Genomic DNA, 13,312 nt, shown 5'->3' on the forward strand with positions numbered 1-13,312 from the left:
ATATTGGCGAAATAGCCTAAATAAAAGAGGTGTCTTTTATGAAAAACATTCTTGTTGTAGATGATGATCAGCATGTTAGGCATATTGTAAGAGACTTATTGGCAAAAGAAGGGTATCACGTCTTAGAAGCAGAGGAAGGGATAACCGCTCTTGACCTTCTTCAAAAAGAGGACTGCAACCTAGCGATTGTCGATATCATGATGCCTCATATGGATGGCTATCACCTGACAGAAGAAATTAGAAGAGATTATGATATACCGGTAATTTTATTAACTTCTAAGGGGGAGCTTGAAGATAAGGAAAAAGGCTTTTCCTCAGGTACAGATGATTATGTCGTAAAGCCATTTGAGCCCAAAGAGTTATTATTCAGAGTCAATGCGATTTTGCGTAGATATGGGATGGTTCATGAATCCAGTATAAAATTAGGGGATTTGTATATTGATAAAAAAAGCTATGAAGTGAAAGTGAATGATAAAACCTACATATTACCGTTAAAGGAGTTTGAGTTACTAGCATTATTGGCGTCACATTTAAACCAAGTATTCTCAAGAGAACTAATCATCGAGAAGGTATGGGGGCTGGACTATGAAGGGGATGATCGAACGGTGGATGTCCATATAAAAAGGCTAAGAGGGCGCTTTTCCTCCTATCAGCATTGCTTTTCGATCAAAACAGTCAGAGGGGTTGGCTACTGTATGGAGTTGAATGAAAATGAAAAGCCTTTACTTTAAATTTGCCGTCACAACGATTTCCATTATGCTCTTGAGTGGACTGATCTCTTTCCTTTTATCTAATTTTTATTACCAGATTAACTTAAAACAGAAAAATGATGAAAAGATTACGAACTTTGCCTTAGAGGTTTCCGAATACATAAATTATCATAATGAAATCGATTTAACAAAATACTTAGAGCATATTGGGTTATTAGGCTACCAGATTTATATCGTAGATGAACAAGGAGAAAGTCGATTCTTTGGGGCCACTTATCGTGATAAGAATCTATCTTCAACTACCGTCCAAAAGGTTTTAAATGGAGAAACGTATCACGGGATAAACCATTTCCCCCATACCCTATTTGTGACAGGCTTTTTTGCTAATGAACTTAAAAACACAGTCGGAGTGCCATTCGAATCTGAAGGAAAGGATTATGCCTTATTTATCCGGCCTGATATTAAATTGTTTTTTAACGAAATGCATTTATTATTCGCCTTTATGCTGGTATTAACAATTGCTTTAAGTATTGTGTTAGTCCTTGTCATCACAAAGTATCTCATTCGACCTATTAGTAAACTGAATAGTGCTACTAAGGATATTGCGAATGGGAATTTCTCGATATCACTTGATATTAACAGAAAAGATGAAATCGGTGATTTGGCAGCAAGCTTTGACGATATGACAAAGAAATTAGCCAAGGTAGAAGAGATGAGAAAAGAATTAATCTCTAATTTATCCCATGATATTCAATCGCCGCTTTCTAATATGAGAGGGTATGTTAATCTTCTAGATGCCCCAAGTGCTAAAGAGCGAAGCCGTTATATTGATATCCTAAATTCTGAAATGAATCGCTTATCAAGTTTAACAAAACAGATGCTTTTACTATCGACTATCGAAAGTAAAAAGGAAATCATGGAAGTTAAGGAATTTAATTTAGGGGGACAATTGAAGAAGGTTATTAACCAATATCAGTGGCAATTAAGTGAGAAAGGTATCATGGTGAGCTATTCATCGTATAATGTCATGATAAAGGGTGACCCTTCACTTCTCTATACCGTTTGGGAAAACCTACTCACCAATGCGATTAAATACAATCATGAATTTGGTGAAATTGAGATTTCTATAGAAGAGGACACTTCAAGTGTTCTCGTCAGTATGAAGGATACCGGAATTGGGCTCGAACCCAATCAACTGAAGAGAATTTATGACCGCTTTTATCGGGCAGATCATTCAAGAACACGCTCCGTTGATGGAACGGGCCTTGGATTATCTATTGTTCAATCCGTTATAGAGATGCATAATGGAGAAATTCAAGTCGAAAGTACGAAAGGAGAAGGGACGGTATTTAACGTTTCTTTGCCTAAATTGTAACTTGTTCCCAAGAGTGGACATAAACGGGTTGAAGTTGTGGTCCTTGAGTAGTACTTTTATGATAAATACTATATAAAAATAATATTGAAGATAATAGGAAAAGGCTGTTTTCTAATGGATGGTTGTTTTTTGATATTGTATATTTTTGTAAAAAGGTTAATTAGAGCGGAAACCTGCTAACTCCATCTCAAAACGAAAACACCCTAGGAAAATGATAGACGGGTTAACACAATAAATTTTTTCAAGGAAATTTTGAGGACACAGTAATCGTTTTCGTAATGAAGGGATTATTATAAAGTCAGGGTCCTAGCTTGGGGTTGATAAAGCTATGATCCTGGTTTTTTATTGTTAAATTATAAAATGAAAACATCTAAATAACTTTGAAAAGAGGTAGAGTAATCTAGCTCCAGCGCCCAACCCATCTATGGTCTAGCCGAGTCATGGAGGAAGGGAAAAACCATCCTTCCTTCATGACTCGTCTTATGCTTGTCGGGGCTAAACGGGGGCGCTTAAAGTTGTTCATTCCTAAATCGACTGGCTTAGAAACAATGAATTATTTTTGAGCCGTTTATCTTTTTAACTTCTCCAGAGATTGGGACAAAAAGTCTCCATAGAAGATCAGAGAAAAAAACATAGGAACGTTGTAAAGTTCATCTATAAACAATGAAAGCGCTTCATATCTTTTCTCTCAAAAAAGGACCGTTGACCTGCCATCAATGGCATCTTATAATGTTAAAATATTCAGATTAAACATACAAAGGTGAGGGATGTTTTGTGACTCGAGTTGCTAATTTTTCCGCAGGTCCGTCCGTTTTGCCAGTATCGGTTTTGGAGAGAGCTCAAAAAGAATTGCTGAATTATAATGGAACAGGAATGTCTGTTATGGAAATGAGCCATCGATCCCAGGATTTTCAAGAGATTATGGAAGAAGCAGAGGCATTATTGAGAGAATTATTAAAGATTCCGGACAATTTCCATGTTCTTTTTTTACAAGGCGGGGCATCTCTGCAATTTAGCATGGTTCCTTTCAATCTGCTTACTACGAACCATAAAGCAGATTATATTATGACAGGCTCTTGGGCGAAGAAAGCCATTGCAGAAGCAAGTAAGCTTGGGGATATTACTATCATTACCCCAACTAATCCTTTAACAGAGATTCCTTCTTATAATCAAGAATCCTTTCAATTCGATGCTGATTATGTACATATCACAACGAATAATACGATTGAAGGAACACGTTTCTCAGAACTACCTAACACAGGAACGATTCCGCTTGTCGCTGATATGTCCTCACATATATTATCAGAAGAAATTGACGTGAATCAATTCGGTCTAATCTATGCTGGTGCACAAAAAAATCTGGGTCCAGCAGGAGTTACCGTTGTCATTGTAAGAGAGGATCTTACAAATAAAGCCTTTACTAGTTGTCCAACAATGCTGAACTATCAAACATATGTCAAGAATCAATCCCTATTTAATACTCCTCCAACTTTTGCCATTTATATCATGAAAATGGTATTGGAATGGATAAAAGAATTAGGTGGAGTGACGGTGATTGAGCAACAGAATAAGAAAAAAGCAAAATGGCTTTATGACACCATTGATCAATCAAAGCTTTTTAACAATCATGTCCATCCAAAAAATCGATCCATTATGAATATCCCATTTACAGCAGATTGTGAAGATCTGAATAAAGAATTTTTACAGAAGGCAGATGAAAAGGGATTGAAGAACCTAAAAGGGCATCGTTCCGTTGGAGGGATGAGAGCAAGTCTTTATAACGCCATGCCTTTTGAGGATGTGAAAAAGTTAACAGATTTTATAAAAGAATTTGAACGAACTTATCAACAGGTGCTTACTTAATCATGTGGGTAAAATCAAAGACGATTAATATCCGTTTTAGTCATAAATGTTTAGTTCAGTCTCATTATAGGAGGGGTAGAGATGTATTCAATCCAGGCATTTAATGCGATTGCTGATGCTGGTTTAAAGTTAATTGAAGAAGATCTTGATTTTGTACTAAATTCTGAGACTCAGGAGCCAGATGGTTATATTGCTAGAAGCTTTAATTTTCATAACTATGCAATTGGGGAACAGGTGAAAGGAATTGCAAGAGCGGGTGCGGGGGTTAATAACATTCCAGTGGAACATTGTACGGAACGCGGAATTGTTGTGTTTAATACTCCAGGTGCTAACGCGAATGCGGTTAAAGAATTAGTTCTTACCTGCATTATGGCTTCCTCTCGAAATCTATTTGATGCCGTTAAGTGGACAGCGGAAATTGAAGATCGTGGTAAAGAGATTCCAGAGCTTGTGGAGAAAGGGAAAAAGCAGTTTGTAGGGACAGAAATTAAAGGAAAACGATTAGGGGTCATTGGAGTTGGTGCGATTGGAGTTCTTGTCGCGAACGATGCCCTAGAATTAGGAATGGAAGTTGTTGCGTTTGATCCTTTCATTTCGGTTGAAACCGCTTGGCGTTTATCCCAAAATGTGAGACGAGCGATTACCCTTGAAGAAATCTTCTCTACTTGTGATTACATCACTATGCATGTACCACTTAATGACAAAACAAAGGGTCTGCTAAATGAAAATGCCTTTAAACAAATGAAAGATGGAATTCGGATTCTTAATTTTTCACGAGGAGAGCTTGTCGATGAGCAAGCGTTGAAGCTAGCAATTGAAGAAGGAATTGTTGAAAATTATATTACCGATTTTCCAAATGAAAATATATTAGGCACCAATAAGGTCATCGGTGTTCCTCATCTAGGTGCATCCACTAAAGAATCTGAAGAAAACTGTGCCGTCATGGCTGCCCGTCAGCTTAAGCATTATTTGAAAACAGGTAATATTAAACACTCGGTGAACCTGCCAGATGTAGAAATTCCATTCTCAGGAAAAAGAAGACTCGCCGTTATGCATAAAAACATACCGGGAATGGTAGGGAGAATGACAGGGATTCTAGCTAAATTTGAAATGAACATCGCAGACATGATCAACCGAAGCAAAGATGCCTGGGCCTACACAATCATCGATATTGACAACGAAATCGATGAAACTACCGAACAAAACATCAAAAACAGCGTAAACGAAATTCAAGGAACCGTCTCAGTAAGACTGCTATAACCATCGCCTTTTCACCCAAGCCCTTTACCAATTTAAAGCACCGCGGGACGGTTCTCGAGTGGTTTAAAGGGATAAAGCGTTAATGCATCTTAAGAAAGACATGACCAAATTAAATAGATTTTTTTAAGGTTGACTAGATGATGAGTTTGGTACTACTTATACCGCAAACGCAAAAAGCTATTTTATGCTTAGATTGTGTCAAGTTAGTACCTCCTCACATTTGTCATCCTTTTTTTAAACTTAATGTGTATTTTTTATGTGTTTGCAAACAATAAAGAGTAGTTTGCAAACGAAGGAAGTGGATAAGATGGGGTATTGTACGTTTTTGCATAGACAATTATTCTTCGAAGACATGGGGGAAGGAACTCCCATCATCATGATTCATCCTCCTGGCATGGGGCGTAAAACGTTTATATATCAAACCCCACTTGCCGAAAAGTTTCGATTGATTTTACCTGATTTAAGTGGACATGGAGATTCTATTAATGAACATTCATTTGTAAGCATGGATACATACGTAGAGGAAATGAAAGCCATTGTGGACCATTTACAGCTAAAAAGCTGTATACTACTCGGATATTCCGCTGGCGGCATTATCGCGCAGGAATTTGCTCATAAATATCCTGGTTTTGTACAGGCCATTATTTTAGCTGGTGGATACCCTCGAGTCAAAACGATGAAGCTGAAACTCATGCACTTATTAGGAATGAGAATGGTAAGGGAGAGGCCTCAGCTTCTCATTAATACCTTAGCCAAAACACATGCTCATAACGAAGAAGAAAAGTTGATTTTTAAAGAGCATTTGGAGAAGGCGAACAGACGAATTTGGTACCATTTTTACAAACAATCTCTATACTATAATCGAGAAAAGGATCTAAAAAACTTAGATACACCGGTCCTTCTCATTTATGGTGGTAAATCTCAATGGATTAACAAACACTTGCCATTGTTTAAAGATCTACCACAGTATGAGATTGAAATGATCGATAAGGCATCACATCAATTACCAACAAAATATTCGGATGCATTTAATGAAATTATTTATTATTATGTTAAGAAAATAAATAACGGGGAAGTATGAAGGATAGTGAATTCAATAAGAAGGGAGAGGTCTTATGGGAGTCCATCACTATTTTAAAAGTTTGTCAGACTTAGAAAAATTATTTCGTTGTCCAGGTCGTTTTAAATATCATGAGCATAGTGTCGCTAGCCATTCTTTTAAAGTAACCAAAATTGCTCAATTTCTCGGGACAGTTGAAGAAGAACATGGTGAAGAAATTGACTGGAAGGCCCTTTACGAAAAGGCACTCAACCATGATTATGCTGAAATTTTCACGGGTGATATTAAGACACCTGTTAAGTATGCATCAGAAGAATTGAGGAAATTATTTAGTCAAGTGGAAGAAGAAATGGTAACAAAATTTATCGAACAAGAGTTTCCTCCTCAATTCCAGGATATTTATCATAATCGCTTTAAAGATGGTAAGGATGACACGATTGAGGGCAGAATTCTTTCAGTGGCTGATAAGATAGATTTATTGTATGAGTCATTTGGTGAAATTCAAAAAGGCAATCCAGAGTCGCTATTTTTTGAAATTTATCAAGAAGCACTATCGACGATTCTAAAATTCCAAGAGATGCATTGTGTTCAGTATTTCTTAGATACAATCCTACCTGACATGCTGGCTGAAAAGTTTATTCCTCATAGCCAGTTAAACGATATCACCAACAAGATCATTGATGATTCTCAAAAATAGCTTTTTCACTAAGATGATTTCAGTTAAGATAGAAGAAAAGGTTCAAAAAATGAGGAGAGAATGAAAGAATGGTCTCTAAAGTAATCCTGGCCCTATTTTTGCCGGCACTTCTAGTCGTTTTATTTACAAGAGTTACCTATAACCATTATGTTGGACTCATCTTAACAGTTGCTCTAATAACAGCATCGGTCTATAAAGGATACACGAACACATGGCTCCTAATAATCATTGACGCTGCATCACTAACCCTCGGGTTTTGGTATTCAAATCAGATGATGAAAAAGGCAAAAAAAAGTGCCTAAGAGAGATATATATACCTTATTCAAAAAGTTCTGAATTCTGAAGCGGTTAGCTAAGGCATTCGGAACTTTTTATTTGTGTACTATTGTGGTGCCTGGCACGCCCAGGTTTTTGTCGTACTATGTCATATAGCGGCATGATTAATCTTCTGCGAACTTTATTAAATATTTACATACTTAATAAAGATAATAAGATATGTGGATAACCTGGGTTTTCCCACAAAATTTATTCTGTAAATAACATTTATTCACAGGATTTATTATATTTATCAACAGAAATATCCACTTACTCACAAATAAATAAAATTATTCACATAATTACTCACAATTCTATCCACAGATTAAAATTAAAGTATTAATTCTCTAATGAAAGTCAATAGATATAAGAGATATCAGTTGAACTGGACAGCTAGTTTGTGGATAAATAAATATAGAATAGAACGAACTTTTGTTCGCTTTTTGTTGGTTAATCCTGTAGAATATGTGGTAGAATGTGAATAAAGAAAAACACAGAACGACGAAATTTACATAATAACACATATACGTTTTTGAATGGGAGGGAAAACGGTGAATAATCAGTTTCAGCTTAAATCAAAGTACATGCCTCAAGGTGATCAACCGCAAGCAATTCAAACCATAGTTGAAGGTATTAAAGAAGGAAAACGACATCAAACTCTTCTTGGAGCAACAGGGACAGGAAAAACGTTCACGATGTCTAATGTTATTAAGGAAATCAATAAACCAACGCTTGTCATCGCCCACAATAAGACCCTTGCCGGCCAGCTTTATAGCGAATTTAAAGAGTTTTTTCCTGATAATGCTGTTGAGTACTTTGTCAGTTATTATGATTACTATCAACCAGAAGCCTACGTTCCTCAGACAGATACGTTTATTGAAAAAGACGCCAGCATTAATGATGAAATTGATAAGTTAAGACACTCTGCGACATCAGCGCTTTTTGAACGTAACGATGTTGTGATCATCGCGAGTGTTTCTTGTATATATGGGTTAGGTTCTCCTGAAGAGTACCGTGACCTTGTAGTTTCTTTAAGAGTAGGGATGGAAATTGAACGAAACCAATTATTAAGAAAATTAGTCGATGTTCAATACGCACGTAATGATATTGATTTCCAACGTGGAACCTTTCGTGTAAGAGGAGACGTAGTCGAAATCTTCCCTGCATCTCGTGACGAACATTGTATGAGAGTTGAGTTCTTTGGGGATGAAATCGATAGAATTAGAGAAGTGGACGCTTTAACAGGAGAAATACTAGGCGACCGTGACCACATTGCCATATTCCCAGCTTCCCACTTCGTAACCCGTGAAGAAAAAATGAAACTGGCCATCGTAAACATAGAACAAGAACTAGAAGAACAACTTGAATTATTGAGATCTGAGAATAAACTACTAGAAGCGCAACGACTCGAACAACGAACGCGATATGATCTTGAAATGATGAATGAAATGGGATTCTGTTCCGGGATTGAAAACTATTCTCGTCACTTGACACTAAGACCTTCTGGATCTACCCCGTATACGTTACTTGATTATTTTCCAGATGATTTTTTAATTGTCATTGATGAATCTCATGTATCAGTTCCGCAAATTAGAGGGATGTACAATGGCGACCAAGCACGAAAAAAGGTCCTTGTAGATCATGGTTTCCGGCTGCCATCTGCAATGGATAACCGTCCGTTGCGTTTCGAGGAATTCGAAGGGAAAACCAATCAAATCGTGTATGTTTCAGCGACACCAGGCCCATACGAACAAGAGCATAGTCCTGAAATGGTGGAGCAAATCATTCGGCCGACAGGCTTGTTAGATCCTACATTTGATATACGGCCAATCGAAGGTCAAATCGATGATCTATTAGGAGAAATTCAAGAACGAACAAAGAATAATGAACGTGTACTCATTACGACTTTAACGAAAAAAATGTCAGAAGATCTCACAGATTATCTAAAAGAAATTGGGATAAAAGTTCAATACCTTCATTCTGAAATCAAGACATTAGAACGAATTGAAATCATTAGAGACTTACGATTAGGAAAATTTGATGTTTTAGTCGGAATTAACCTGCTAAGAGAAGGATTGGATATACCAGAAGTTTCTTTAGTAGCGATTTTGGATGCGGATAAAGAAGGATTCCTCCGATCCGAACGTTCATTAATTCAAACGATGGGAAGAGCCGCACGTAATGCCAATGGACACGTCATTATGTATGCTGATAAAGTGACAGATTCCATGCAAAAGGCAATGGACGAAACAGAACGTCGTCGATTCATTCAGCAAGAATATAATGAAAAACACGGAATTACACCACAAACCATTAAAAAAGAAATACGTGATGTTATTCGTGCCACTATGGCTGCTGAAGATCAAGAAGAATACGACACACCGAAAACAAAAGCCTCCAAAATGTCTAAACCGGAAAGAGAAAAGCTTATCACAAGCTTAGAGATAGAGATGAAGGATGCAGCAAAATCGTTGGATTTCGAGCGTGCTGCACAACTTCGAGATACGATATTGGAGTTAAAAGCGGAAGGATGACCGAGTAATGGCAATAGATCAAATTATCGTCAAAGGAGCAAGAGCTCATAATTTAAAAAATATTGATATAACGATACCAAGGGATAAACTTGTCGTATTGACTGGACTGTCAGGCTCTGGGAAATCCTCTCTTGCATTTGACACTATCTATGCTGAAGGACAGAGAAGATATGTTGAGTCACTTTCAGCCTATGCTCGTCAATTCCTTGGTCAAATGGACAAACCGGATGTAGATGCTATTGAGGGATTATCCCCGGCTATCTCCATCGACCAAAAGACAACGAGCCGTAACCCACGTTCTACGGTAGGGACCGTTACTGAAATTTATGATTATCTAAGGCTTCTTTTTGCAAGGGTAGGTCGACCGATTTGCCCTGTTCATGGTGTGGAGATTAGCTCTCAAACGATTCAACAAATGGTGGATCGCATCCTAGAATACCCAGAACGAACAAAGATTCAGGTTCTGGCACCTATTGTTTCTGGACGAAAAGGGACACATGTCAAAACCTTGGAAGATATAAAAAAACAAGGATATGTTCGTGTCCGAGTTGATGGAGAATTACGCGATCTTTCCGATGAAATTGAGTTAGAGAAAAACAAGAAACATTCCATTGAGGTTATTGTCGACCGAATCGTTATAAAAGATGGAGTAGAATCAAGACTATCCGATTCATTAGAAACGGCACTAAACCTTGCTGATGGCCGAGTTATTATTGATGTTATTGGTGAGGAAGAACTTCTCTTTAGTGAGCATCATGCTTGTCCACATTGTGGGTTTTCAATTGGTGAGCTTGAACCACGTATGTTTTCTTTTAATAGTCCTTATGGGGCTTGTCCAGAATGTGATGGATTAGGTACAAAATTAGAAGTAGATGAAGACCTGGTCATTCCAGACTGGGATCGAAGTCTAAATGAAAATGCATTTGCACCGTGGGAACCATCTAGTTCTCAATATTATCCACAGCTTCTTCAGTCTGTGTGTAATCATTATGGTATTGATATGGATGTGCCATTGAAGGATGTTCCAAAAACATTATTAGATAAAGTCCTTTATGGATCAAAAGACGAGGAAATTTATTTCCGGTATGAAAATGATTTTGGGCAAGTAAGAGAGAATTATATTGAATTTGAAGGGGTTATTCATAATGTAGAGAGGCGCTATAAAGAAACTAGTTCAGACTACATTCGTGAACAAATGGAGAAATATATGGCCCAGCAGGATTGTCCTCAATGTAAGGGCCATCGTCTCAAGCCCGAGACTCTCGCAGTTAAAATTGATTCACTTCATATTGGCGAGGTAACAGCATTTTCTATTGAAGAAGCTGATCAATTCTTTCGTAATCTTGATTTAACTGAGAAAGAAATGAAGATCGCTAATATGATTTTTAGGGAAATTCGTGAGCGTTTAGGTTTCCTTGTCAATGTAGGATTAGAATACTTAACACTTAGTCGTGCAGCAGGGACACTTTCAGGTGGTGAAGCACAACGGATTCGCTTAGCAACCCAAATTGGATCGCGTCTTACGGGCGTTCTTTATATATTAGATGAACCTTCTATTGGACTACATCAAAGAGATAATGACCGATTAATTGATACGTTAAAAAATATGAGGGATATCGGCAATACTCTCATTGTTGTAGAACACGATGAAGATACTATGCTTGCAGCTGATTATTTAATAGATATCGGTCCTGGTGCAGGGGTGCATGGCGGGAATATCGTTTCAGCTGGTGCTCCAGAAGAAGTGATGAATGATGCTCATTCATTAACTGGACAATATCTAGCAGGGAAAAAGTTCATCCCATTGCCAATTGAACGGCGAAAGAGCGATGGGCGTTTCATTGAAATTGTAGGTGCGAAGGAAAACAATCTTAAAAATGTAAAAGTAAAGCTGCCATTAGGAGTATTTACTTCTGTAACCGGAGTATCTGGCTCAGGGAAAAGTACATTAATCAACGAGATTCTTCATAAATCTCTTGCGCAAAAACTTCATAGGGCAAAATCAAAGCCTGGTCAACACAAAGAGATTAAAGGGATGGAACACTTAGACAAGGTCATTGATATTGACCAATCACCAATAGGGAGAACTCCGAGGTCGAATCCTGCTACTTATACCGGCGTTTTCGATGATGTTCGTGATGTTTTTGCCTCCACCAATGAAGCGAAAGTACGCGGTTATAAAAAAGGTCGATTTAGTTTTAATGTCAAAGGTGGACGTTGTGAAGCCTGCCGAGGAGATGGCATTATTAAAATTGAAATGCATTTCCTTCCAGATGTTTATGTTCCGTGTGAAGTGTGTCATGGAAAACGATATAATCGAGAAACCCTTGAAGTTAAATATAAAGGGAAAAACATATCAGATGTATTAGAAATGACAATTGAAGCGGCACTGGATTTCTTTGAAAATATTCCAAAAATAAACCGTAAACTACAAACCATTGCCGATGTTGGGTTAGGCTATATAAAGCTTGGTCAGCCAGCTACAACCTTATCGGGAGGAGAGGCTCAGCGTGTTAAGCTTGCGTCAGAGCTGCATCGGCGTTCTACGGGCCGATCCCTATATATTTTAGATGAACCAACGACTGGACTGCATGTTGATGATATCTCCCGCTTACTAACCGTTCTTCAACGACTTGTAGAGAATGGTGATACCGTTTTAGTCATTGAGCATAATTTAGATGTCATTAAAGCATCCGATTATATTATTGATCTAGGACCTGAAGGTGGAGACAAAGGTGGAACGATTGTCGCTCAAGGTACACCTGAAAAAGTGGCGGAAGTAAAGGCTTCTTACACCGGAAGGTATCTAAAGCCGATATTGGTAAGAGATCGAGACAGAATGAATAAACGGATAAAAGAAAAAGAGGAAGTAACCAGTTCTTAAAATATGGTTTCCTACGTGGGGAAGTGAGCAATTGCATGCCACTCCCATGTTAGGAGGCCATTTTTTATACCCTCTTTTTATAGTAAATCAACTAACGCTCAATTCTAGCTTGATTAAAAACACAGCTTCAAACCGATTTTTATTCCGTCTCTGGTAGGAGGGAGAAAGGTTTGATATGTGTAAAAATATTTATAAGTGAAATTGGAAAACTGATCTGCAAAATTTTCAACTCATTGAAACCTTCTTTAATGCGTAACGTAAATAGTAGTAAAGGAGTTGAAGTTGTAATGGAGACGAACAAACTACTATCTTCTCTCTGTTATTTCAGTATATTTTTCGCTGGTTTCATTTTTCCGATTATCGTCTATTTTATTGCCGAGGATCCAGAGGTCAAGAATCACGCGAAGGTTGCTTTTCTTTCTCATTTGCTGCCTGTAATAGCTGTTCCGTTGGTCATAGCTGGAGTGTTTTTTGACATTGGTATTCTTGCGACGGGAAGCGGTTTTCCGTTCTTTATGAGTATGGGGATAGGAATATCGATTTTATTGAGTATCGTAGTGATGATTTGGAATATTTATAGAGGAATTAAGATTCTACTTTAATTGGAGGAGTTA

10 protein-coding genes are annotated in these 13,312 nt (G+C 37.6%); all 10 read left to right on the plus strand.

The window, feature by feature from the left end:
* The first annotated feature begins 38 nt into the window (after positions 1-38).
* Positions 39-731, plus strand: a complete 693-nt coding sequence (locus tag JOC86_RS12160) for a response regulator transcription factor (protein WP_205172908.1) — start codon at positions 39-41, stop codon at positions 729-731.
* On the plus strand, positions 712-2,085 hold the full coding sequence (locus JOC86_RS12165) for a sensor histidine kinase (RefSeq protein WP_205172911.1): 1,374 nt from the start codon (positions 712-714) through the stop codon (positions 2,083-2,085). The genes JOC86_RS12160 and JOC86_RS12165 overlap by 20 nt, the downstream gene beginning before the upstream one ends.
* Before the next feature lie 774 nt (positions 2,086-2,859).
* Positions 2,860-3,948 carry a 3-phosphoserine/phosphohydroxythreonine transaminase gene (serC, locus tag JOC86_RS12170; RefSeq protein WP_205172914.1) on the plus strand — a complete coding sequence of 363 codons (1,089 nt, stop codon included), beginning with the start codon at positions 2,860-2,862 and terminating at the stop codon, positions 3,946-3,948.
* 81 nt (positions 3,949-4,029) lie between these two features.
* Complete coding sequence (locus JOC86_RS12175; RefSeq protein WP_205172917.1) at positions 4,030-5,208, plus strand: phosphoglycerate dehydrogenase; 1,179 nt, start codon at positions 4,030-4,032, stop codon at positions 5,206-5,208.
* A gap of 325 nt (positions 5,209-5,533) precedes the next feature.
* Positions 5,534-6,289 (plus strand): alpha/beta fold hydrolase, encoded by a 756-nt coding sequence (locus tag JOC86_RS12180; protein WP_205172920.1) that lies wholly within the window; start codon positions 5,534-5,536, stop codon positions 6,287-6,289.
* Positions 6,290-6,323: 34 nt separating this feature from the next.
* Positions 6,324-6,965, plus strand: coding sequence for an HD domain-containing protein (locus JOC86_RS12185; RefSeq protein WP_205172923.1), 642 nt, complete (start codon positions 6,324-6,326; stop codon positions 6,963-6,965).
* 68 nt (positions 6,966-7,033) lie between these two features.
* Entirely contained in the window at positions 7,034-7,267 is a 234-nt protein-coding gene (locus tag JOC86_RS12190) for a CsbA family protein (RefSeq protein ID WP_205172925.1), read from the plus strand.
* Between the two features lie 549 nt (positions 7,268-7,816).
* Positions 7,817-9,814, plus strand: a complete 1,998-nt coding sequence (gene uvrB, locus JOC86_RS12195) for an excinuclease ABC subunit UvrB (RefSeq protein ID WP_239587538.1) — start codon at positions 7,817-7,819, stop codon at positions 9,812-9,814.
* A 7-nt stretch (positions 9,815-9,821) separates the two neighbouring features.
* The gene (gene uvrA / locus JOC86_RS12200; RefSeq protein ID WP_205172939.1) at positions 9,822-12,698 is read left to right on the plus strand and encodes an excinuclease ABC subunit UvrA; all 2,877 of its coding nucleotides are present in this window, start codon (positions 9,822-9,824) and stop codon (positions 12,696-12,698) included.
* A 287-nt stretch (positions 12,699-12,985) separates the two neighbouring features.
* Positions 12,986-13,300: a magnetosome magnetite crystal formation protein family gene (locus JOC86_RS12205; RefSeq protein ID WP_205172941.1), complete on the plus strand. Its 315-nt coding sequence runs from the start codon at positions 12,986-12,988 to the stop codon at positions 13,298-13,300.
* Positions 13,301-13,312 lie beyond the last annotated feature (12 nt).

Origin of the sequence: Rossellomorea pakistanensis, from assembly GCF_016908495.1 — a bacterium.
In the GTDB taxonomy this organism is placed as follows: Bacteria; Bacillota; Bacilli; order Bacillales; family Bacillaceae_B; genus Rossellomorea; species Rossellomorea pakistanensis.